The sequence below is a fragment of the Synechococcus sp. BS55D genome (assembly GCF_004332415.1).
GTDB lineage: Bacteria > Cyanobacteriota > Cyanobacteriia > PCC-6307 > Cyanobiaceae > Synechococcus_C.
In genome coordinates, this window is record NZ_PHQT01000005.1 from 146,803 (window position 1) to 168,673 (window position 21,871).

At 60.8% G+C, this 21,871-nt stretch carries 24 protein-coding genes; 6 read left to right on the top strand and 18 right to left on the bottom strand.

The window, feature by feature from the left end; translation table 11 throughout:
- Positions 1–52: 52 nt before the first annotated feature.
- Positions 53–178, bottom strand: coding sequence for a hypothetical protein (locus tag CWE16_RS12430; protein WP_330848562.1), 126 nt, complete (start codon positions 176–178; stop codon positions 53–55).
- Here CWE16_RS12430 and CWE16_RS12055 point away from each other — a divergent pair.
- From CWE16_RS12055 to CWE16_RS11610, 3 genes are read left to right on the top strand one after another with little or no spacing between them, the layout of a single operon-like run.
- Positions 119–268 (top strand): hypothetical protein, encoded by a 150-nt coding sequence (locus tag CWE16_RS12055; RefSeq protein WP_161567590.1) that lies wholly within the window; start codon positions 119–121, stop codon positions 266–268. The genes CWE16_RS12430 and CWE16_RS12055 overlap by 60 nt on opposite strands.
- Positions 265–1,434, top strand: a complete 1,170-nt coding sequence (locus CWE16_RS11605) for an efflux RND transporter periplasmic adaptor subunit (RefSeq protein ID WP_131595575.1) — start codon at positions 265–267, stop codon at positions 1,432–1,434. Before CWE16_RS12055 ends, CWE16_RS11605 begins: the two co-directional genes overlap by 4 nt.
- Before the next feature lie 27 nt (positions 1,435–1,461).
- On the top strand, positions 1,462–2,538 hold the full coding sequence (locus tag CWE16_RS11610) for a DMT family transporter (RefSeq protein ID WP_236629722.1): 1,077 nt from the start codon (positions 1,462–1,464) through the stop codon (positions 2,536–2,538).
- A gap of 343 nt (positions 2,539–2,881) precedes the next feature.
- Here the strand turns inward: CWE16_RS11610 and CWE16_RS11620 are convergent, their stop codons facing one another.
- The 10 genes from CWE16_RS11620 to CWE16_RS11660 are packed head-to-tail and all read right to left on the bottom strand — an operon-like array spanning position 2,882 to position 9,315.
- A complete protein-coding gene (locus CWE16_RS11620) occupies positions 2,882–3,532 on the bottom strand; it encodes a secondary thiamine-phosphate synthase enzyme YjbQ (RefSeq protein ID WP_131595581.1) in 651 nt (216 codons plus the stop codon).
- A 24-nt stretch (positions 3,533–3,556) separates the two neighbouring features.
- Positions 3,557–4,318: an MBL fold metallo-hydrolase gene (locus CWE16_RS11625; RefSeq protein ID WP_131595583.1), complete on the bottom strand. Its 762-nt coding sequence runs from the start codon at positions 4,316–4,318 to the stop codon at positions 3,557–3,559.
- On the bottom strand, positions 4,315–4,443 hold the full coding sequence (locus CWE16_RS12380; protein WP_255417772.1) for a hypothetical protein: 129 nt from the start codon (positions 4,441–4,443) through the stop codon (positions 4,315–4,317). The genes CWE16_RS11625 and CWE16_RS12380 overlap by 4 nt, the downstream gene beginning before the upstream one ends.
- A gap of 33 nt (positions 4,444–4,476) precedes the next feature.
- Positions 4,477–5,349: a DMT family transporter gene (locus CWE16_RS11630; RefSeq protein WP_131595585.1), complete on the bottom strand. Its 873-nt coding sequence runs from the start codon at positions 5,347–5,349 to the stop codon at positions 4,477–4,479.
- Positions 5,349–6,542 (bottom strand): chloride channel protein, encoded by a 1,194-nt coding sequence (locus CWE16_RS11635; RefSeq protein WP_236629723.1) that lies wholly within the window; start codon positions 6,540–6,542, stop codon positions 5,349–5,351. Before CWE16_RS11635 ends, CWE16_RS11630 begins: the two co-directional genes overlap by 1 nt.
- Positions 6,539–6,781, bottom strand: coding sequence for a 2Fe-2S iron-sulfur cluster-binding protein (locus CWE16_RS11640; RefSeq protein WP_131456310.1), 243 nt, complete (start codon positions 6,779–6,781; stop codon positions 6,539–6,541). Before CWE16_RS11640 ends, CWE16_RS11635 begins: the two co-directional genes overlap by 4 nt.
- A complete protein-coding gene (locus CWE16_RS11645; RefSeq protein WP_443081615.1) occupies positions 6,778–8,271 on the bottom strand; it encodes a cobyric acid synthase in 1,494 nt (497 codons plus the stop codon). The genes CWE16_RS11640 and CWE16_RS11645 overlap by 4 nt, the downstream gene beginning before the upstream one ends.
- The gene (locus CWE16_RS11650; protein ID WP_161567591.1) at positions 8,268–8,669 is read right to left on the bottom strand and encodes a type II toxin-antitoxin system death-on-curing family toxin; all 402 of its coding nucleotides are present in this window, start codon (positions 8,667–8,669) and stop codon (positions 8,268–8,270) included. The genes CWE16_RS11645 and CWE16_RS11650 overlap by 4 nt, the downstream gene beginning before the upstream one ends.
- The gene (locus CWE16_RS11655) at positions 8,666–8,911 is read right to left on the bottom strand and encodes an AbrB/MazE/SpoVT family DNA-binding domain-containing protein (protein WP_161567592.1); all 246 of its coding nucleotides are present in this window, start codon (positions 8,909–8,911) and stop codon (positions 8,666–8,668) included. The genes CWE16_RS11650 and CWE16_RS11655 overlap by 4 nt, the downstream gene beginning before the upstream one ends.
- Before the next feature lie 20 nt (positions 8,912–8,931).
- Positions 8,932–9,315: an Npun_F0494 family protein gene (locus tag CWE16_RS11660; RefSeq protein WP_131595591.1), complete on the bottom strand. Its 384-nt coding sequence runs from the start codon at positions 9,313–9,315 to the stop codon at positions 8,932–8,934.
- A gap of 83 nt (positions 9,316–9,398) precedes the next feature.
- On the opposite strand from CWE16_RS11660, the gene CWE16_RS11665 reads away from it, so the two are divergent.
- Positions 9,399–9,971 carry a Maf family protein gene (locus CWE16_RS11665; protein ID WP_131595593.1) on the top strand — a complete coding sequence of 191 codons (573 nt, stop codon included), beginning with the start codon at positions 9,399–9,401 and terminating at the stop codon, positions 9,969–9,971.
- A 42-nt stretch (positions 9,972–10,013) separates the two neighbouring features.
- On the opposite strand, the gene CWE16_RS11670 is transcribed toward CWE16_RS11665, so the two are convergent.
- Both CWE16_RS11670 and CWE16_RS11675 read right to left on the bottom strand, forming a co-directional pair.
- Entirely contained in the window at positions 10,014–11,351 is a 1,338-nt protein-coding gene (locus tag CWE16_RS11670; RefSeq protein WP_131595595.1) for a type II toxin-antitoxin system HipA family toxin, read from the bottom strand.
- Positions 11,351–11,587: a helix-turn-helix domain-containing protein gene (locus CWE16_RS11675; RefSeq protein ID WP_236629724.1), complete on the bottom strand. Its 237-nt coding sequence runs from the start codon at positions 11,585–11,587 to the stop codon at positions 11,351–11,353. Before CWE16_RS11675 ends, CWE16_RS11670 begins: the two co-directional genes overlap by 1 nt.
- A gap of 92 nt (positions 11,588–11,679) precedes the next feature.
- Between CWE16_RS11675 and CWE16_RS11680 the strand changes: the two genes are divergently transcribed.
- Both CWE16_RS11680 and CWE16_RS11685 read left to right on the top strand, forming a co-directional pair.
- Positions 11,680–12,045, top strand: coding sequence for a hypothetical protein (locus tag CWE16_RS11680; RefSeq protein WP_161567593.1), 366 nt, complete (start codon positions 11,680–11,682; stop codon positions 12,043–12,045).
- A 65-nt stretch (positions 12,046–12,110) separates the two neighbouring features.
- A complete protein-coding gene (locus tag CWE16_RS11685) occupies positions 12,111–13,859 on the top strand; it encodes a mechanosensitive ion channel family protein (protein ID WP_236629725.1) in 1,749 nt (582 codons plus the stop codon).
- Here CWE16_RS11685 and CWE16_RS11690 read toward each other — a convergent pair.
- The 5 genes from CWE16_RS11690 to psbC all read right to left on the bottom strand — a co-directional run bounded on the left by CWE16_RS11690 (position 13,852) and on the right by psbC (position 21,817).
- Positions 13,852–14,616 carry a YcgJ family protein gene (locus tag CWE16_RS11690; RefSeq protein ID WP_131595601.1) on the bottom strand — a complete coding sequence of 255 codons (765 nt, stop codon included), beginning with the start codon at positions 14,614–14,616 and terminating at the stop codon, positions 13,852–13,854. The two genes, CWE16_RS11685 and CWE16_RS11690, sit on opposite strands and share 8 nt — an antisense overlap.
- 25 nt (positions 14,617–14,641) lie before the next feature.
- Complete coding sequence (locus tag CWE16_RS11695) at positions 14,642–15,511, bottom strand: MlaD family protein (protein WP_131595603.1); 870 nt, start codon at positions 15,509–15,511, stop codon at positions 14,642–14,644.
- A gap of 10 nt (positions 15,512–15,521) precedes the next feature.
- The gene (locus tag CWE16_RS11700; RefSeq protein WP_330848561.1) at positions 15,522–16,136 is read right to left on the bottom strand and encodes a hypothetical protein; all 615 of its coding nucleotides are present in this window, start codon (positions 16,134–16,136) and stop codon (positions 15,522–15,524) included.
- Positions 16,133–20,047 (bottom strand): autotransporter family protein, encoded by a 3,915-nt coding sequence (locus tag CWE16_RS11705; RefSeq protein ID WP_161567594.1) that lies wholly within the window; start codon positions 20,045–20,047, stop codon positions 16,133–16,135. The genes CWE16_RS11700 and CWE16_RS11705 overlap by 4 nt, the downstream gene beginning before the upstream one ends.
- A gap of 381 nt (positions 20,048–20,428) precedes the next feature.
- The gene (gene psbC, locus CWE16_RS11710; RefSeq protein ID WP_007100315.1) at positions 20,429–21,817 is read right to left on the bottom strand and encodes a photosystem II reaction center protein CP43; all 1,389 of its coding nucleotides are present in this window, start codon (positions 21,815–21,817) and stop codon (positions 20,429–20,431) included.
- Positions 21,818–21,871: the final 54 nt, after the last annotated feature.

Sequence of the window (21,871 nt, forward strand, 5' to 3'; positions counted from 1 at the left end):
GCATAGGAGATCGGCGACTGCCTCCAACGTAAAAACTCCAGCCAGTGGAGAGTCAATGAGGGGGTGGCTCGGACGCCGGAATCATCAGAGAGAAGCAACTGCCGCATCCAGCTCTGGATTGCATCTGGATCTCTGCGCGATGGCGGTAGGCGATGGCTTGCGCGATGGCCAGCCCCAGTCCACTGCCACCCTCTATGCCCGCTTTGGCCGCTGGCTGTTGCCTGCCCGCGACGGTTCGGCGTCGTCTCTTGTCTCTGTCACGTCATGAACCTCAGCCCCAAGCAACTCCGGCATCACCTGCGCCAGTCCCGCGTGCTGCTTCCGCTGGCGATCGCCGCATCCCTGCTGGTTGGCATCGGCGTGGGTCGCCAAACCAGCCGAGTGAACCCTTCGCTGTCAGCAGCGGCGATGGACCGTGCTGATGACAATCGCAGCGTTGCCCTCAGCGAAGAGCAGCTGCGGCGCTTGGGACTGACCACCGTTCGCCCGGAGTTGAGTACGGGTACGGAACGGCCGATCACCGGCTTTGTTGAAGCGGCGACGTCGTCACGCTCCAGCGTGGGGATGCCTGTGGCGGGCCGTGTTCTGCGCCTGATGGTGTCTCCAGGCACCACTGTGCGTGCCGGCGAACCGATTGCAGAAGTGCGAAGTGCTGATGCGGCTGCTGTGCGCGCCGATGCCGATGCCGCCAAGGCCACGGCGCTCTCGCTTGCCTACCAGTATCGCCTTGCCGAACCCATGGCGCGGCAGGGAGCCCTCTCAGCCCAGGAACTGGAAAGCCGCCGTATCGCCAGCGTGACAGCCGCGACGACAGCAAGGTTGGCTGCTGCCAAGGCTGCAGCGCTGGGGAGGCCAGATGCCTCAGGGCGTCTGTTGATTCGCAGTCCAATTGCCGGCCAGGTCAGTGCTGTGAGCACCTCACCCGGTGCCGTTCTGTCTGTGGGTGAAGTCGTGGCCCAGATCAGTGATGACTCAGGGAGTGAGCTCCGCTTCCTCGTGTCTCCGGGACTTGCCACGAACCTCAGGACTGGAGAGCTGCTGCGGGTTCGAGCGGGAGCTCAGACACTGCAGGCACGGGTCATCGCTATGGCACCTGATGCGCAAACTTCCGGTCGCGTGATGCTGCTCCGCGCTCAATCCGTTGATGGTCGACTCCCACCGATCGGAACAGCGATCACGGCCTTTGTGCAGATCCCATCCTCTGAGCAACGGTTCATCGTTCCGCAGGATTCCATTGCCCTCATCAATGGCTCACCCGTGGTCTTCCGCTATCAACGGGGAACTGTGGAACAGGTTGCTGTGGTGGTGGCCCAGCAAACTGTGGGGCAAACGGAAATCCATCAGGGCGTTCGACAAGGTGATGTGCTCCTGAGAGGTAACACCCAGATGTTGCGCAACGCATTGGCTGCCTCCCGAGGCACAAGCCAGAACTGAGCAAGATTCAGCATCCCGATGACACTGATGACATCCTTGAGACGCGGTCAACTCTCTGGTTTCGCTGCGGCCGTGTTGTTCGGCTGCAGTGCACCACTGATCAGTACGTTCACGGACAGCGGTTCGGCCCTGAGCATTGCCGGGTTGCTCTACGCAGGAGCGACTCTGGCTCTGGCGATGGTTCGGCTGATGAAACGCCGAGCCAAGGATGAAAGCCCCCTGCAAAGGCACGACGCGCCAGCCTTGGCCGGGGTGATCCTTCTGGGAGGGATCGTCGGGCCCGTTGCCCTGGTGCTCGGCCTCGCGCGCTTACCAGCTGCATCGAGTTCATTGCTGCTCAACCTTGAGACCGTCTTCACCCTGGCCATTGCTGTTCTGGTGGGGCGTGAACATCTCGGTAAACGCGGCGCCGCTGCCGCAGCGCTCACTATCGCTGGCGCCATCGTTCTTTCGGATGGATCACTCGGAGGCGCCAATGCCGCCGGGACTGCACTGATCGCTCTAGCGACCCTGGCCTGGGGGATCGACAACAACCTCAGCCAACGCCTGAGCCTCCGCGATCCGATTCAGATTGCCACCGTCAAGGCTCTGGGTGCATCGTTGCCCATGCTCGTTCTTGCCCTGGTCCTGGGGCATCCCTTCCCGCCTGCCACCGACTGCGCTGGCTTGCTGCTGGTCGGTGCACTGGGCTACGGCCTCTCGATCTGGCTGGATCTTCTGGCGCTGCGGGATCTGGGTGCAGCGCGAGAAGCCGTGATCTTCTCCACCGCGCCTTTTGTGGGCGGCTTGTTTGCGCTGGTGGTCCTGCGTGATTCCTTCACGCTGAACCTAAGTGTTGCCGCCGGATTGATGGGGTCGGGCGTCGTTCTGTTGCTGAGGGAAGAGCACAGCCACTGCCATCACCATCATGCGTTGCGCCATGATCATCGCCACCGCCATGACCCAGTAGCTGGCAATTTCCACCACGAGCACGAGCACAACCCGCAGCAGCTCGACGGTATCGACATCAATCAACCCTTCTGGCATGCCCATGAACACGACCATTCCCCAACCGCCCATGCACACCCCCATGTGAGCGATGCTCACCACAGGCATCCGCACTAGCAAAAAAGGACCAAGGCATCTCCGGGCAGGACATGTACCAACCTGATAGGAAGACAGAAATGATTTTTACCGTCGTCATTCTCAGCGAGTCAGTCTCTTCCTATCCAGAGGTGGATTGGCTGGAATGGAAGGATGAGAATCGAAGGAAAATGAAAAGCGAAGGTGATCATTGGTCGATGGCAATATTGAGTGGTCGTGATATCTGGGATTGTCTCGATCGCAACAAGATCGACTATCGGCATCTTGTTCAGTGGAAGCCCGCTGAGGATGTGATCTACAGAGTGAGCCTGCCCACCAGGTAAAGCGAAGCCCTGTCTGATCAGTCCTGGTTTGCATTGACCAATTATTCCGGCGGCGCCTCGGCGATCTCGTGGAGACGATCGATCAGAAGATCGACATCCGTTTCAATGCCGCCATCCTCGGCCCAGGCATCGGGTTGATGTCGCGACAGCACGACCTCATTGAGTTTGCGGCCATTACCGCGTTGCAAAAGATTGGCTTGGCTGGCTTCGCTGGCAGGGACTGTTCGTTCTGTGATTCTTTCTCCCACCAGATGGCAGGCAATCCGACGTCGGTGGGGCATGGCGCGATGCTCCCAGAGGTAGACCGCTTGCCAGATCCCCAACAGCAGGCGGCCGCCTTGCACCGACAGGGTCATGGTCTGGGCCGTGAGTGCGGTGCGGATGTGGGCGGGCATGTCATCACGGCCTTCATCGTCATGCCGGTAGCGATGGCGTTGGCCGCTCGCTGTCACTGGGCCATGGCCGTCTTGGGGAACCATGGCCTCCATCCAGGCCGCTAGGTCCTCGAGTACTCGCGGGTCGGCGTTTTCATTGATGGTCAGGCTGCAGCTGGTGTGGAGACAGGTGAGGTGCAAAACCCCGGTGTCGATGCCGCTGTCCGCTAGCCATTGATTCAGATGCGGATCGAGGCGCGTGAATCCCTGGCCATGGGTTTCGAACTCGAGCTGTTCCAGCACCTGTTGCATAGCCATGGCGGGGGGAAGCTCAGTTTCGTTTTACTCAGACGCTGATTGTTCCGCCGCTGAGCGCGTGAGTGGAATCGCGATGCCTGGAGTCGGCACCACCACTGGGTAAGTCGCAGACCCCACCGGCACTTCGCGGGTTCCCTCGCCCCCTTGCAGCAGGCTGCTGATCAGACCGCTGAAGCGCACGTCGCCGCCGGTGGTGCTGGCCAGCACGCGCTCGGGCTGGAATCGCTGCATTAGTTCTGGCAGGACCTTCGCACCGGTGATGAAATCACCCAGCAGGGGCAGACCCAAGTCCACCACCGGAGTGATCACTGTGTCGATCGATCGTTTCGGCAGCTTGGGGTCGAGTACGCCGTGGGGTTCGAGGTACAGCGACCCCTCGGGCCAATCGAGCAGGTAGCCGTTCTCCACGGTGGGCACTGCCGCCCCCGCAGTCGCTTGCACCGTGAGCTCTCCAACACGCGTGTGCTCGCCCGGTTGCAGGCTGGTGATGGAGCTGAAGCCGAGTCGCTGGGCGACCCGAGCTGCCGCTGGCGATGCCACGACTGGAAGGGTCTTCGGCAGTAATTGCAACGTGTCGGGGTGGGCGTGGTCCGCCAGGCCCTGGGTAAGTAGCAGCAGATCGAGGCTTTCCGGGACTGTGATCTCCTGGGGAAGTTCACCCTTAAGCAGCCAAGCCCCTGGAGGAAACACCAGATCGCCTTTCAGCCAAGGATCCACCAGCACGCGTAGGCCGCTGATCTCCAGCAGCCAGCCATTGGCTCCGAAATAAGTGGCCTGATCGCTCATGGTTGCTGCACGGCAGGGGGTTGGAGGGATTCATCCATGCCCAGATCGATCTCCCCGATCCAGGCGACCATCGCAATCAGGGCGCCGATCGCACCGATCAGCAGCAACCAGCGGCGGGCGTTCATAGGGGAGTGCTGAGTGGCACGACCGTAGAGGGTTCAGCTCAGAACGGCGAGGGCGACGCCAGAGACGGCCAACAAGGATGCGATCACCCCGGCGCTACGGGGATGGTCGCCCTCCAGTCTGGAGACCAACAAGGCCATCACCGGAGAGGTGCCCAGCAGCGTCACCCCCACCCCCAGGGGCAGGCGTTGCAGCACCACCTGCTGCAGCAAGATCCCCAGATTGGTTCCTAGCAAGGTGGCAAGCAGCACCCGAGGCCAGCGGATCTGTTTGGGTCGCGGACGCGGGATGATTGGGCCGATGCGTAGCCAGGGGAGCAGCAGCAGCAGGCCTCCCAGCAGACGGGTCGCAGCACTCTGCAATGGGCTCAGATCGCTTGAGATCAGCACGCTGCGAGACAGGGCCGCTCCGCTCACCCCGCAGAACACGGCAGCGATGGCGTAGAGCAGCCCGAGCCGTTGGCTCGCTTGCGAGCGGTCGACCTGGCCCGTGGCATCGGGCGGGTTTTGATTGGCGATCAGCAGCACTGAGAGCGTGACCAGGGCAGCACCCAACCAAGCAAGGGCGGAAATCTGCTCTCCCAAGGTGACGACACCACCAACTGCTGCAGCAATCGGAGAAAGGGCATCGACCGTGAGGGTGCGGCGGGTGCCGAGGCGGCGTAGGGCCGCCAGATAAAAACTGTCGCCAAGGGCGATCCCCACGCCACCGCTGAGCAGCAGCACGATCAACCCTTGCTTTTCCTGCATCCAGGGCAGGGTCAGCAGCACCGGCAACAGCAGCAGCGTGGCGATTCCGTTTTTGAGCCCGTTGAGCTGCAGTGCCGAGAGAGAGGTGGTGAGCCCGCGCCAGAGGCTGCTCGCCAAGGTCCAGGCCAGCGCGGCGATCAGCCCTGCGAGCAATCCCATCAGTGCTTGTTCTGCAGCATCTGGCCCACCAGCAGGCCGATCACTAGGGCACCGGCCCCATGGCCCTGGAGCAGGGTTAGTCCCAGCAGCAGCGCCAGCAGAGGGGATCCCAGCAGCACCGACAAGCTGCCGCCCACCACTCCTGAGCTCCAGCTCTCCATGCCACCAATCCATGGCAGCCATTCATGGAAGCCAATGCCGATCGCGCTGCTGGCCAGGATCACCGGAAAGAACTGCCCCCCTCGCCAGCCGGTCTCCAAGCAGCCACCCACCAGCAGTAACTTCACCAGTCCGGAGGCGATCAGTAGCAGTGGGCTGAGCTGCCATTGCCCCAGCACCAAAGGCTTCAGTTGCACCTCTCCAGAGAAAGGGGCCAGGGGTAGGCCCCAAAGGCAGAGCCCCAGCACCAGCCCGGTCACCACCGGACTCCACCAGCAGCGCCCGGTGAGATCCAGCCCGTTCAGCCACTGACGCCAGTGCTTCAGGAGCACTCCACAGATGGTGCCGACCAGCCCGGCGAGCAGCGCGGCGGCCAGGGCACTGAGCCGTTGCTCCTGATCGATCGGCCAGTCGTAGGGCACGCCGTGGAGCCCACCGCCAAGGTCGCTGAGGCCATCGAAGATCACAAATCCGGCGATTCCGCCGAGGGTGGCGGGGAGCCAACGCCAGAGAAGTTCCCAATGGCGCCCCGCTAAGGCGGCTCCACCCACCAGCGGCGAGCGAAACAGGCCAAGGCTGCCGGCCATGGCAGCGGCGATCAGATTCCGATCAGCGCCGCGCCAAATGCGATGGCTGGCCACTGCCACCAATCGTGTCATCAAAGCCTCCGGCCCAAGGGCACCGCCTCCGATCAGGGCGAGGGCACCTCCCAGCAACTGTCTGGTGCCATGGCGGGTCTGCAGGCCACTGGGGTGGCGCAGTTCGCTCAGGGTTTCATGCATCTCGGGCAAACGGCTGCCGGCCTGTCGCCGTTGCAGCAGGGCGATCAGCAGGCCGATCCCTCCAGCCCAGAGAAGACACCAGGCCAGGGGCAGCTGACTGGGTTGACCCCGAAGCACGGCTTCGCCCCAGATCTGTCCCTGCAGCTTCAGGGTGATCAGCACCACGAGGGCAGCGAGGGCGCCGCCTGTAGCTCCGGCGCCCAGGGAGCGCAAGCTGCCCAGTAGCAGGGAGTGGGAGGTGGTGTTGCTCACCAATGGGGATCGGTGGCCAGCTCCACCGTGAGTTGCCCCGATGCTGCCGCAGGAACGCTGGCGATGCAGGCTCGGATTGTGTTGCCGTTCACGTCCAGTTCGCAGGCGCCGCAGCTGCCGCCGAGGCAGCCTGTGGGGATCGAAAAGCCGGCATCGCGCGCTGCTTGCAGCCAATCCGCTCCAGGGGTGCAGCGGCTGGTCTGTCCATTGGGCCAGTGAATCAACACCTCTTGGTTCATGGCTTCAGCAACGGCTCCAGGTTCACGTGCTGCTCGAAGGCATCGGCGAGGCGATCGAGCAGTGCTTCGCGCTGACGGCTGTGGTGGGGTTGCTGTTCGCTCAATATCGGCAACCCTTTGCGAGCTCGTAACTGATTGAGCCAACGCCTGCGCCACGGACCGCTTTCAAACACACCGTGCAAGTAGGTGCCGGCCACTGAGCCGTGCACCCAGCCCAGCTCCGCATCGGTGCAAAGGGGCTGGCATGTCTCCAGGGCGGTGGTGCTGCCGCGGTGCAGCTCGAAGCCTTCAATCGAGAGTGTGCGGCTGGCGTCCAAGAGCGGCCAGAGTGCCTGGCTGCTGCGTTGGCGCAGCGCCTTGCTGCCACCAAATACCGTGCGTAGGGGCAGGAGGTTGAGTCCTGCAGCGCTGCCCGCACCGTTGCTGGCGCCCTCCAGACCCTCCGGGTCGTGGAGCTCGCGGCCGAGCACTTGCATGCCGCCGCAGATTCCGAACACCGCCCCGCCGGCTGCGGCGTAGGCCTGCACTTGCGTGCCAAGGGTGCTGATCTTCAGAGCGCCGAGATCGCGCAGGGTTTGTTTGCTGCCGGGTACCACGACGGCATCGGGGCTGCCCAGCTCCTCGCCGGGGGCCACCCAGCGCAGCTGCACCGTGGGCTCGGCTTCCAGGGGATCGAGATCGGAGAAGTTGCTGAGGGAGGGCAGCTTGAGCACGGCGATCTCCAGCTCGGCGCCGCGTTTGCGGCCCCGTCGCTCCAGCAGATCAAGCGAGTCTTCCGGCGGGAACAGCTCATCCAGCCAAGGCATGACCCCCAGCACCGGAATACCCGTGTTGGCCTCCAGCCAGCGGCGCCCTTCATCGAAGAGTTCACGCCGGCCCCGGAAGCGGTTGATCAGCAGGCCTCGGATCAACGGACGCTCCACCGGCCGGAGTAATGCCAGGGTGCCGACCAGCTGGGCAAAGACTCCGCCGCGCTCGATGTCGGCCACCAGGATGCAGCGGGCGCGTAGGTATTGGGCCAGGCGCAGGTTGGTGAGATCGCGCGGTTGCAGGTTCACCTCGACGGGGCTGCCGGCGCCTTCTAACACCAGCCGCCCCTCGGGGTAGGCCGCCTGCAGCTCCTGTAAGCCGTTGCGGATCGCGGCCCAGCCGGGGCGAAACCAGTCGCGGTAATAGTGCTCGGCGCGGCAGCTGCCCACCGACTGGCCCAGGTGGATCACCTCACTGGTGCTGTCGCCCTGGGGTTTGAGCAGCACCGGGTTCATGGCGCACTGGGGTTCGAGCCCCGCCGCCCAGGCTTGCAGGGCCTGGGAATAGGCCATCTCGCCGCCGGCCTGATCCACCCAGGCGTTGTTGCTCATGTTCTGCCCCTTGAAGGGCAGCGGTGTTTCACTGCGGCGCCGCAACACCCGGCAGAGGGCAGCCGTCATCAACGACTTGCCGGCACCGCTGCTGGTGCCCAGAACCATCAGGGCGGGGGGGATGGTCATGGTGCGACCACGCTGTTGCCTGCAAACCACGCCTCAAGCTCCTCCCAGGGCAGGTCATCAGCTGCCAATCGCTGAATCATTAACACCACGCTCTCATTGCTGCCCTGAAAGCTGAACCCGTTCAGACCGAGAAACACCACAGCCACAAGGAAACCGCTGCGCTTGTTGCCATCCACAAACGGGTGGGCTCGCACGATGGCTTCCGCGTGGGCCGCTGCCAGTTGCGGAATGGTGCTCAGCTCCCCGTAGCTCCAGCGTTGCTGTGGCCTGGCGAGTGCGGCATCCAGGGCGGCCTGGCTTCTGATGCCCTGCAGCCCTCCGTGCTCCAGCGTTTGCTGCCGGTGGATGGCCTGCACGGCAACGCTAGGGACCCAGCGGGGTTCCGCTGTGTTGCTCAACGGGCCAGCTCTCGCAGGGCTGGCTGAAATTGGCGTGCAGCTGCACTGGCCAGCGCCAGGGCTTCCTCGACCGCTGGATCAAAGGGCGAGAGCAGGATCCCCTGTTCCGTTTCGATCGCCTGCACCCGGTCTCCGGGCGACAGATGAAACCGGCGTGCCATTTCAGCCGGGATCGTGGCACTTAGCGATCCGCCGGCCTGCCGCAAGGTGACTTCTGTTCCCATCACTCTGATCAGTAGCATAAAGATGCTACTTGCTTTCGTCACAGCCTCGGTCGGTGTCGCCTCAGCCAGTGATGCAGCCGCTGAGGAAGGGAAGCCCTTGGGATGGCCTCCGGCCAGGCGGTTAGGCAATCGCGGCCCATCGGCGTGAGTCGGACCCGTTCGGTGAGTCCCTGGCCATCCACTTCCCGCCGCAGGACCCCCAGCTGAATCAGCCAGATGAAGTGATCTTCAATGCGGCTGGCTGCTAAGGGGTGGCAGCAGAAGAGTTCCCCCCAATCCGGCCGGCTCACCAGCCCCGTGCTGCTGAGCGCTTCCTCCTCGAGAACCTGATAGAAACGCCAGGTGAAGGGCAGGCAGCCCATCGCCTGCCGAGCTCGTTGGAGCGCGCGTTGGCTGAGCAGGGGGGAGGAGGGGGTGATCACGGCCAAGACTCGCTGGAGCTCATTCTCAGATCTCAAGCCCTTGGGAGCGATCAGGTCAGACTGCGCCGAGTGATCGCTGGCCCGTGCTCCTGCTTGCTTCCGCGTCTCCAGCCCGCCGGCGTTTGCTTGAACAGGCGGCGATCCCCCATCGGGTGCAGGTGAGTGGCGTGGATGAAGACGCGATCCATCACGCTGATCCAGCCCAGCTGGTGCAGTTGCTGGCGAAAGCCAAGGCTCAGGCGGTGCGCGATGCCTGCACCGACGCTTCGATCTCGGCGGTGTTGGGCTGTGATTCCGTGCTCGCGTTTGAGGGGGAGGTGTTCGGCAAGCCTGCCGATGCGGCTGAGGCCATCGCCCGCTGGCAGCGGATGGCTGGCGGCTGGGGGGAACTGCACACCGGGCACTGTTTGTTGGCGGTTGGTACGCCGGCGGAACGCCTCACGACCATCACCACTCGCGTGCAGTTCGCGCCACTGAGCCCCGCCGAGATCGAGGCCTACGTGGCCACCGGGGAGCCGCTGCAATGCGCTGGCGGCTTTGCGCTGGAGGGGCGTGGCGGCGCGCTGGTGGAGCGGATCGACGGCTGCTTCTCGAATGTGATCGGGCTGAGCTTGCCGTTGCTGCGGCGTTGGCTCCTGGCCATGGGTATCCGTTAGCCCACAGTGGTACCGAGGCTGCCAGGGGTGCAGCCCCAGCCATCAGGTCAGTTCGCGCTCAAGCTGATTGGCGGAGGTTTGAAGTCCTGTGAACACCGCTTCGGAGACGGCTGGTGGAAAGTCGGCTGGCAACTGGTCCTGCACCGCGGCAATCACAGTGGGAGTGTGAACGATCAGTTCGTTGAGGATGGTCTGGGCGTCGCCAAGGCCAAGCCGTTGTGCGGTGAGCAGCATGCGACGGCCAGTGATCTCCAAAGGCTTGTAATAACGCCCTTTTTCACCAAGCCAGGCCATCGCCATCTTGAGTTTTTGCTGTGGCCATTGATCGCTTCTTCGTCCAATCACGGGCCAGGCTGAGAGCACGTCGTAGAGCGGAGTGAGCTGAAAGTGGCCGCCTGGATTCAGGAAAAGGCTGAAATTCTTGGCGTGGCCATCAATGGCCCGCAGCATCCAGAACAGCACCTGCGCTTTGAAGAACGTGGCTCGGTCGTTCCGCTCTGAGGATTGAGCCAGCAGCTCGGCAATGGCTGCCATGCCGGGGCCGCCATTGTTTTCATATTTTTGAGCAGCTGGAGTGGCACTGGCCTGGCAGCAATCTTCGGTGGGGAGGCGCAGCCAATAGGCTCCACTGGAATGCAGGCGTCGATCAAAGCGCTGCACAATCAGGCAGCGTTCGCCGTCGAACTGGGCAATCTCCGTTGAGGCTATCGGTAGGCCATAGGCCTGAAGCAGCCTGCTGCAGAGCCATTCGTTGGCGACAGAACTGCTGAAATCAATCTGGCCCTCGCCGATCACCCCCATTGGTAGCTTGAAGAGATGGGTGGTGGGCGTGCTCCCAAACGGCAGACACCATTGGTTGTCGTGCAGCAGGAAGGCTGTTTTCTCCTGAGCACCGGCAATCGAAAGCCTGAGCTCATCAGGCTCTGGGCCCAGGGACCCTGGAGCCGGCGTTGCCGTGACGGCGCGCAGCCGCTGGCCGATCTCCTGGTCGCTCAGGGGCCGAGCCTCGATGCGATCGAAGCCGCTGGGCACCTCGTCTGGTGGAAGCAGCTGTACGGCTCCGGCACAGTCGCGGCCGACGGCAGCCAGCAGATCGAAGGCACTGGTGCTGGCTGCCTGAAACCGAGCCTGGGCTCGACGGCGGATGGTGTCGCTGTCAGGGAGGAGGTTCTCAAACCAGCTCTCGACGGCATGTCCGCTGAGCGCTGAGGACCCGAGCCCTGCTGGCAGAGACAGCGATAGCGGGCGGAATTGACTGGACTGAAGCCAGGACTCGGCGTAATTGAACTGCTGAGGCCCGCGAGCCGGCAACAACCAGGTGCCGACCCGTTCACCGTTCATCCACACCGCCAGGGAGCGCGCCCTCGAGGGTCTACCCATCACCACTCGGCCGGTTCGATGGAGTGTTCTCGCGGTCGCACCACCACTTCGAGGTTGAGGGCGGCCAGGAGCAGCAGCAGGCGCTCCACGGTGAGACGACCCGGTTGCAATTCGAGCTGAGAGAGCCTGGCCTGGCTTATGCCACCGGCCTTGAGTGCCAGTTGTTGCTGATTCATCCCCTGTTCTCGCCGAGCATCGCGAAGCAGCATCCCCAGCTGCGCAGGGGTGCGGATCACCTGCTCATGTACAGCCATGACCTACGCGGTTTCTCAATAAACGCACAATAACAAGAATCTTGATAAAAGGCTTTTATTGCGAATCCGAGTGAATGGGGCGGAGCTGGCGCAGGCCTGAGCGGTCGCTGCCCGCCGGACCTTGCCATTTTTTTCTGGCCGTGGCTAATCCGGAGATAGGCCCTCCTCACACCCTGGCCATGATCCGCTTCTCCCTCGCCTTTGTTGGCGCATCCCTGCTGCTCGCTGCTGTGGCCCCCCAGGCTGTCGCCATGGAGCCGGTGGTGCTCACCGCCAGCAGTGAAGTGTCTCTCGACCCCAGCATCGAAGCGGAGCAGGCCTACTTCAGCAACAGCCGCGCCCATCTCGGCAGTGGTGTCGTCTCTCCTGCCGATCCCGGCCTGCAGCAGGGTCAGCCCCGCGCTCCTCGCGGTTACAGCGTGCTCGACCTCAGTTTCTGAATTGAGCCCGAGTGCTCATGGGCTGCCGCTCGAGGCGATTTCCATCAGAGTGCCATCGTCTCCCCGTGTCTGCGGTGTCGCTGTTTCTGAGACGACTCCTGCTTCTCCTGGCTGCGGTGGCTCTGGTGATCTGCACCTCACCGCATCGCGCGAGGGCTAACACCGGCTTCCCTTTGATCGATGCCGGTCGCATCACCGAACCGGCGGCCATGTCGCCTCGCTCCCGCTCAGAAGTGCTGGAGGCGGGAAGCTACGAATTGGCCAAGGTGCGCATCCTGGGCGTGCCCGCCCTCACGGTTGCCAGCCCGGTGCTGCGGGATGGTGACGCCCTTGGCGCCAAGCGGCGCGCCTCGGTGATTGAAGGCAACCTTCGCCTGCTTTACGACCCCAATCGCCTCTGCAGTCAGAGCGAGCGGCTGAGTGAATGGATGCTGGAGAGCCTGTTGGGGCAGCAGGCCAAGGTCTGCACGTCAGGGCCTGGGGATGGTGTGTCGCTCAGCCATGACCCGCTCACGATCAGCATTCAGACCGATGCCGCCGGCAATCAGATCCTGGAGGCCCAGCTTCCTGATCGACAGCGCCAGATTCCGCTGATGACGGTGACCCGGGCCGATGCCGAAATCAATGGCGTCAGCAGCGAGGAACTGGCCCGGCGCTGGAAAACCCTGCTGGAACGCCGGATCAACCATGCCCGTCGCATCCTCACGCCGGAACGTCTCCTGCAGCGCTGGCGCTTCACCTTGGCGGTGGAGACGCTCCTGTTTGGCATTCTGGCCGGGCTGATCTGGTGCTGGGTCTGGGTCCGCCGTCGACGCTGCCTGTTGCAGCTCCGGCGCCATCAGGGCGAACGCAATCGAAAGCTGGAACTCAAGCTCCATCTTTTGCACACCATCACCCGGGTGTTGATGGTGATGGTGCTGTTTCTGCTGGTCGTGATGGTGGGTCTCGGGGTGATGGCGATGCCCGGCCGGATCCCACTGGGCATCGAACTGTTGCTTCAACCCAGTGTCGTGATCCTCAAGGTGGGCGTGGTGACAGTGTTGGGTTTGCTCGGCCGGGCGCTCTGCACCTTGCTGCTGCACCAATGGGCCGACAATGTCGACGTGATGGAGCAGGAGCGGGCCCGGCGCGACCAGCGCTACCGCAGCCTGCTGCGGGTGAGCCATCGCCTGGTGGATGTGGCCTGTGTGTTGGTGGTGGGGGTGTGGATTGCGGTCGACATTCCTGGTGTGCGCTCCGCCTCCACCTCGATCCTGGTGGCTGGGGGTGCTCTGCTCGGTGCCCTGGCCTTCGTGTTTCAGAGCCTGCTGCGCGATTTCGTCGCCGGCATGTTGGTGTTGCTGGAGGATCGCTACGCCATCGGCGACTGGGTGGAGATCGACGGCGTGGAGGGGGAGGTGATCGACGTGGGTTTGTTCAGCACCGACATGCGTTGCCTCGACCAGCGAGTCGACACCCTGGAAAACAGCGCCATCCGTCAATTGCGGAACCACACCAAACTGCGCTCCGGAAGCTTGATCAAACTGTTGATCTCCCATCGCCAGAACTCGATCGATCAGGCGATCGGCCTGATCAGCGACGAGATCGAGCGTTTTGTCGCTGATCCCAACTGGGGAGAGCGCTTGCTCTCCCAGCCGATCCTGCGCGGTGTGCGCCGGATCACCCCGCTCGGCACCCAGCTGGAGGTGTTGCTGATCACCCGTGCGGGTGAACAGTGGGTAACCGAACGGGAGTTTCAGCTGCGCGTGCTACGCAGTTTTGAGCAGCACGGGGTGGTGTTGGCCGATGGCCTCGAGCTCAGCGCACTTACTTGAACAGATTGTTCAGCAGGTTGCCAACTGCAGCCCCTAAGGCAGCACCGGCGGCTTCCTGATTCGAGCTGCTGCTGTTCTGTGTGGCCACCAGTTTGTAGTTGGCAAAGCGGAACACACCGGTGTTGCCATGGTCGACGAAGGTCACCGGCCAGCTGCCACCGAAGGAATCGGTGATGGCGTAGTTGCCGCTGCCGTTGTCTTTGAACACATAGGTCGTGCCGTTCTGGAGTTGAATCTTGTAGCGGTTGCGATCACCCTTCGAGACCTGCTTGAGCAGACAGGGGCCATCAAACACCCGCTGACCACCTTGGCTGAGGCTGCAGTAGCCCGTATCGCTCGTCACCTGTCGATTGCCACTGCTGGAACTGACGTTGCTGGGGCGGTTGCTGCTGTTTCCGAACAATTGTTTGGTCAGTCCCTTGGCCACATTCTTCTCTCCCCAGCCGTCATCCCAGCAGGTGCGCTTCTGGATGCTGCAAGCCTGGCCGGAGCTGAGCCGGAAGTCGTTGTTGTTGGAACCACGGCGGTTCTGGCTGAGACGATCCGCCGCGAACTGACCGAAATAGATCTTGGTGATCGCGATTGATGGGCCGTAGCTGTCGTAGCAGACTTGCCCCACTTGATCGCACACCACCCCGGCTTTGGGATACGTGATGCCCTTGTTCTGGGCCGAGGCAGGCATGCCTGCCAGGGTTGTGCTGATCAGTGCTGTGGCGGCGAGCAGGCCGGTGCTGGTGCCTGACAGAGACAGTCCCATCAATCGAGAAAGCGATGAGTTGAGGTTAGGGGCGCTGGTTGTCGTTTGCTGGCGATGGAGTGGCACTGCTTGGACCGTCGGTAGGTTCCAACAGCGGACCGATCACACCCAGCAGGCTGTTGAGCAATCGCCGGCTGGTCTGCGCTAATTCGCGCACGTCTTGGAGTGTGCTGGTGATCAGAGGCCGCGACTCCTGCAGCAACTGCTGAGCTTCCTTTTCCGCCACACGCGCCTCCTGGCTCACTTGGCTGATCTCGGCGCTCACGTTGTCGAGGGAGCGGCGCACTACAGGGGCGGTCTCGGCGGCTTCTCGTTCGATCGTGGCGGTGAGCGTGTTGGTGTTTTTCAGGGTGTTACGCAGATCGGCGAGCGTGGTGTTGATGTCGCCGTTCTTGGCAGTCAGGGAGGTGGTGTTGCGCAAGGTGGCCTGGAGTTGCTGCTGCGTGACAGCGAGGTCTTCGAGGGCATCGGCGAGGTTGAGGGGCTCGGCGTAGGCGATGGTTTTTCCATCAAGAGCCTGCGCATCACCAACGCGTTGAGGATCCGGACTGATGTCGATGAAGCGATCTCCAACAAGGCCCTCTTGGGCCAGCCTTGCGCTGCTGTTGGGGCCGATCAGCCGTGCTTTGCTCTGCTCAATCCGCAATTGCACCCGCACGCGTGCATCAGGTTTGAGCTCTAAGCCACCCACTTGACCCACGGGAAAACCGGAGATGCGCACCTCTTCACCGGAGTGCAGACCACTGATGTCGCTTGCGAGTAGGTAAACGTTCACGAACCGGGTGCCCCAGCGCTGCTCCCGGGCAAGCCCGAAGAGTACGGCAACCAGCAACAAGGTACCGGACCCCAGAAACAACCAGCGTTCGCGGGGGTGGGACGGTTCGATCGAGTTCATTCTTAACGCATCATGAGATCAGGGTGTTGAACACCAACACCCAAACCAGTTTGAGAGCGAGGGCCAGCATCAGCCCCTCCACCAAGAGATTGCTGACAATCAGCGCTTCGCTGCGACCGCTTCTGAGCGCGGTCAACGCCCGCCACTGACACCAGGCGCAGATGCAGCTCAGGAACACACCGCTACGCGCCAGGGTGCGTAACAGATCCAAAAGCCTGATCCCAGAGAGCAGATCAGTCGTTTCACGAAGCAGATCAGCCCGCGGTGTGACGAGAACCCCGCCAACGATGGCGCCAACGAAAAACAGCATCATCAGCAAGAGTCCCACTAAACCTGCTGCAGGAACGGATTGACGCCAGGCTCGCTGGCCTTGCTGCACCACGCGCTCCAACCAGCGGGGCAGCAGCAGGGCCATGGCCAGCACGCTGACGAGAATGGGGCCAATCAGTTGCAACACCAGCAGAACCAGTAACTGCAGGCTGAAGCGACTGGTCTGGTTCAGCGCACCAGTGGCAAGCTCAATGACACCAAAGCCCACCACAAACCCTGCCATCAGTACCGGACCGGCGCAGCGCTCACCGTCGCGTTCGGCGGTGAGGAGTGTTGTCAGCGGTGACGGTCTCACCAGGAGTACTTGAGGCCGCCTCCATAGGAGACTTCAGTGCCATTGCTCCAGAAGCCGCCGTTGACGCCGGCATAGAGGGAAACGGAATCGGAGGTTTCAATTTCGATGGAGAGCCCAACATCGAGGGCGTTAGCACCACGGTTCTGTCCGAGGACATCAACGGAGCCGAGTGCTGGCAGTTCAGAGAAGGAGGCGTTGAGTTGATGCTCCTCATCGGCATCGCCCATGAAGTCGTATTCGTAGCCGACGGTGAAACGTGGGATGAGGCGATTGGTTGAGGAGAGGCGGATCGGAGTTTCCAATGTGAAGCCGATGCCCCAGAGGAGGGAGTCGGCGGTGTGGGAGTCAACGTCGAGGTTGAGGGACTGAGCGCCGAATTCAGAGAAGGAGCCCTGGTTGTGAACGGCGTAGGAGAGGAAGGTGCGCGGCTTGATGCGAATGGCGTCGGGATCGCTGTTGTCGCCATTGAGAGCCCAGTTGTATTGGGCCTCAAGGGATGCAAGGTAACCATTGCCATCCCAATTAGCTTCTGCTGTGCGGTTGAGACCCCCAAAGGCGATGTTGCGTGTGGAGTCGTATTGGAGATTCATGTAGCCGAGTAGGCCGGAGATCTTCCAATCGGGTGAGGGCCTGTAGATGCCCCAGATGGAGCCTGAATAGGTGTCGGAATTGATGTGAGTGTTGGCGTATTCGTAGTTATAGAGACGTGCCTGGCCGTAGCCAAAGGCAGCACCTGCACTCCACTCGGGTGAGAAGGCGTATTGGAGGCCGTAGATGGTGGAGAAGACGTTGTAATCGAGAGAGGCCAGATCGTTGGTGCCATCGAGGCTGGCCTCGGTGTTGGTGCCATCAAGGAGGAGACTCCAGCGGCTGCCGACGGTTTTGGTGCGCTCGTCACAGGTGTCGGGTCGATTTGGCGAGTCAGCTGGGATGAGTGTGCCGTCGTCGAGCTTGCAGAAGGATCCGGTGTGGGTGAGTGGAACAGCGCGATCGGTGAGGGCGAGGGAGTTTTTCCCGAACTGCTCGATGGCTTCCAGTGCGACCGATTGCATGGAGGCGTAGGGCTCGGCCGTGATGGAGTGAAGTGCTTGGTTGAGCTGCTGTCGGGTAGGGATTGTGAACAGTGCGTTGTAGACGCTGACGAAATCAGGAGTGATTTTCGCTGCTTTGGTTTGGTTGGTTGTGTAGCCGGTGTTGACGGTGGTAGAGCCGTTTTGGGTAGGCACCGTGTTTGTAATTTGTGAACCACCAGTTACCCCTTGAGTGACAGCAACACCGAGAGCTGCTTGTCCAGCGTCGATGGTTTTAGCGATTTGGGTGTTGTTGCTGTTGCTGCCGCCTTGGGCAGAGCCAGCCTTGTTTTGCTGCTGACAAGCGGTGGTGTTGCCGGTATTGGTAACGCAGATATCGGTATTGGTGTTGGGGCTACCCGAGCTGGCGGTGGTGATGGCACCGCCAGTTTGCTTGACCTGCTGAATGGTTGTTTGGATGGATTGATTAGATGGGGGAGCGATGACGGGGACTTGAGTCGGAGTCGGAGTAGGAGTAGGAGTCGGAGATGGTGTAGGAGTAGGAGTAGGAGTAGGAGTAGGAGTCGGAGATGGTGTAGGAGTAGGAGTAGGAGTAGGAGTAACAGTGACGAGTTTCGTCCCTTTGCCGGGATTATTTTCCTTGCTGATCTGAAGCCAAGCAAATTTAAGTTTGGTGCAATCTTTCTGAACGTCTGGATTGGTGCTTGTGCAGGTGTCGTAATAAGCTTTGTCTACTCTAGCGAAGGCGGGGCTGGTTTCCCTAGTAAAGAGATAGCCAGAGGAGCCGACAACACCTGAGCGATCTGTTTTCAGGTTGAGTTCCCGGCCATACGCGTTCGCTCCGGTGACATCAAGAGCTGTATAGGTGACGCCAGGGGTGATTGAAGTGCCGGGAAAAGAGGAAATCTTGAGATTGCCGCCGAGCAGAACTGTGCGATTGTCTCCGGTGATTTTGAGGAGATCACTGCTGGAGCCGTCGACTTCGATGTTGAGTGAAGCGTTTGGATTAGTCTGGCCCTGGAAATAGTTTCCGTCGATGATTAGAGTTCCGATTGAGTTCCCAGGAGAGACGGAGCCTTCGTTGTTGATTTGACCAGAAATAGTGCCGATCCCTTGGAGAGAGCCGCCGTCGTTGATTGTAAGTTGCTGGGAGTTAAGAGCGCTGGTGTTGTTAGGAAGCGCGAGAGTTGCACCTTGGGAGATGAATGTTTGCTGAATCGTTCCATTTCTTCCTTCGTTAAGCGTGAGCTGCCCCTGCTCAAGCTGCAGGCTTGACAGGTTTGCTAGGGCTTGGGATCGATTCAAGGCCAGTGTGCTGTTCCCCTTTTTGATGAGTGCCCCACCTTGTTGGCCTGGATTGAAGTCTCCGATTCCACCATCGAAACTGGAGTCGTTTTGGATGGTGAGAGTGAGGGTCTCACCATCGACAAGGATGTTGCTGCTTCCACGGAGCTCACCAGTATCAATGCTGTAGTTACCACCTCTTGAATCAATATTCTCACCGTTGTGGGTAAGTATGCCGTTTACAACGAGACTCCTGGTTCCTGCAGCTAATTTTGCATCGCCTATATCACCGCTGTTGAACAATGTTCGGCTGCGACCTAGAAGAGTTAAGTCGCCGTTGACGTTGAGATTACCGTTGATGTCGAGGAAGCTACGGTTGCCGGATCCCCCAACGATTATTGGTCCAGTATTGGTGGTGGTGCCGGCGCGGATGCCGAATCTCGCCCCTGGATTTACAGTTATGGGAGTGGTGCCTGCATGGATGTCATCAAAGGAGCCTCCATCCATAATCACTGCTCCTTCTTGAACCCTGATACCACCCACCACATGGCTGTAGTTGTTTGTGAGAATCCAAGGTTCTGGGCCTGACTTCATCAGTAGGCCTTCGCTGCGATCTGACTGGATTCTCCCGTCAAAGATTATATTTGGTTGATTGATGACTACTGTAGTGGCTGAATTTGGCTGAAGATCGCCCCCGCCAATGACATTTTGCACCGTTGTCGTCTGATTGGGATTGAAGATATTTAGTCGTCCGCCCCTGTTGATTTCGATTGACTGGCTGTCCGCGAATGAGCCACCGTTTCGCAATTCAAGAAAAAGTTGGTTCCCAATCGTAGTTTTGCCTGTGTATGTGTTTACCCCCGTCAGGATGATGGATCGTCGGCTACTGATTCCGGCTGAGTTGATAAAGCTGATGTTTCCCGGCGTGCCGCTTGTGGCGTCACTGAACACGCCTGTGAATGTCGGGTTATCGCCGTTAATGTCGATAGCATTTGTGCTGGAAGCATCCAGAGTGAAACTCTGGCTGAATGCCTGGTTGTCTTGATCAATCGTTAGAGTGCCGCCCTGAAATGCTGGTGCCAGTGTTGTGTCAAGGTTGGAAGTTTTATTGTTGCCACTGCCTCCGCTGATATTTCCTGCAATGCGAATTGGCGAAAGATTGAACGCATAAGCGTAAACATAAGTTCGGTCCCAGTTGTCAGCGCCACCATTTAAAATATCGCCACTTTGTTTCGCATACCAGTATTGGTTTATGGTATTGGTTGTGTCTGATAACTTATAGCTAAATAATGATCCTCTGCTGAAGGCAGCAGTAGCGTTCCAGCATTTATCACCGCAATCGCGCCAAGCAGTTGCAAAAGCAGCTGCAAGGCTTGAATCACCCCACCATGGCGTGGAGGTGAGATCAGCGTTTAATGCGTCGAAAGAGTCTTGTTTGGCACCAATGGAATAGTTGATCCCGTTGACAGTTAATGGAGCGCCTTGTCCTTGCGCGGGCGTCGCTCCAATCCAGGCCAAGAGGCTCAAGCCGAAGGCCCCAGTAAGTGTTGTCCTGGTTGCTTTTCTTGAAGAAAGGCTAGCTTTATGGTTGAGCATCTGTGTCGCGATAGTGATTAGACTGAGTGTTGTGGCGTTAATGTAATGCTAGATGGACGCGGTTGTGCCTCAATGAGTCTTTTGTCTTCATGTTGAGACGAGGGTTGCTTCTTTTGTTTGGCACCGCGCCTCTTCGGATCTGTGATTGTGCTTACTCGCCCCCTTGCCGATAAGCGCCTGTTTATCGTTTTCTGTCAGTGGTGATGAGCCTTTCGCTTCAGCTCTTTTCGCCGTAGGAGCGTTCGCTGCCTGACGCTATTGTGCTCGGATCAATCGGTTATGTGCGCATTCGGCATGACCATTGTCTCTAATTTCTGATGCCAACAAAAAGCCCTCGCCTTTCGGCGAGGGCTGAAGCAACGTCGAGTTGATCGATCAGGATCAGTCGAGGTCGGGCATCGCCAGGGTGGGCTCGGCCTGACGGTCGATCCCTTTTTCGAAACCGGCAGCAGCAGCGCGGGCGCGGCCGGCGTGCCAGAGGTGACCCACCAGGAAGAAGAAGGCGAGCACGAACTGAGTCGCAGCCAGCCACTGGCGGATGTTCACGAAGTTCACCGAGTTGGGCTCGGTGATGATGCCTCCCACCGAGTTGATGGAGGCGTTGGGGGCGTGGGTCATGTATTCAGCGGCGCGGCGCACTTGCCAGGGCTGAATGTCGTTCTGGAGCTTGTCCAGGCTCAGACCGTTGGGACCACGCAGGGGCTCCAGCCAGGGACCACGGAAGTCCCAGAAGCGCATGGTTTCACCACCGAAGATGATCTCGCCGGTGGGGGAGCGCATCAGGTACTTACCCAGACCGGTGGGGCCCATGGCCGAACCGATGTTGGCGCCGAGGCGCTGGTCACGCACCAGGAAGGTGAAGCTCTGGGCCTGGGAGGCTTCGGCGTTGGTGGGGCCGTAGAACTCCGAGGGATAGGCGGTGTTGTTGAACCAGATGTAAGCCGAGGCGATGAAGCTCATGAAGCTCAGGGCGCCAAGGCTGTAGCTCAGGTAGGCCTCACCGTTCCAGATGAAGGCACGACGCACCCAGCCGAAAGGCTTGGTGATCACGTGCCAGATGCCACCGAAAATCAGGGTCAGACCCAGCCAGATGTGGCCACCGATGATGTCTTCCATCGAGTTCACGCCGATGATCCAGCCCTCGCCACCGAAGGGGGCGCGGAACAGATAACCGAAGATCACACCGGGATCCAGGGTGGGGTTGGTGATCAGACGCACGTCACCACCACCGGGGGCCCAGGTGTCGTAGACGCCACCGAAGAACATGGCCTTGAACACCAGCAGCAGCGCACCGACCCCAAGCAGGATCAGGTGGTAGCCAATGATGTTGGTCATCTGGTTCTTATCGCGCCAGTCCTGGGAGAAGAAGGTGGAGTAGTTCTCCAGAATCTCCGGACCACGCAGGGCGTGATACAGGCCGCCAAGGCCGAGCACGGCGGAACTGATCAGGTGCAGCACACCCACCACGAAGAAGGGGTAGAGATCGGTGACCTCACCGCCAGGACCCACGCCGTAACCCAGGGTGGCGACGTGGGGGAACAGGATCAGACCCTGCTCATACATCGGCTTGTCGAAGGTGAAGTGGCTCACCTCGAACAGCATCATCGCGCCGGCCCAGAACACCATCAGGCCTGCATGGGCCACGTGGGCACCGAGCAGACGGCCAGACAGGTTGATCAGACGGGCATTGCCAGCCCACCAGGCATAGCCGGTGGAGTCGAGGTCTTTGCCGCCAGTGGCGACAAGACCAGCATCAAAGGGCGTTTCCACGGGGCAGAACCTCTTCAGGGAAGACGAAGTTTTCGTGCGGCTGGTCAGCCGGTG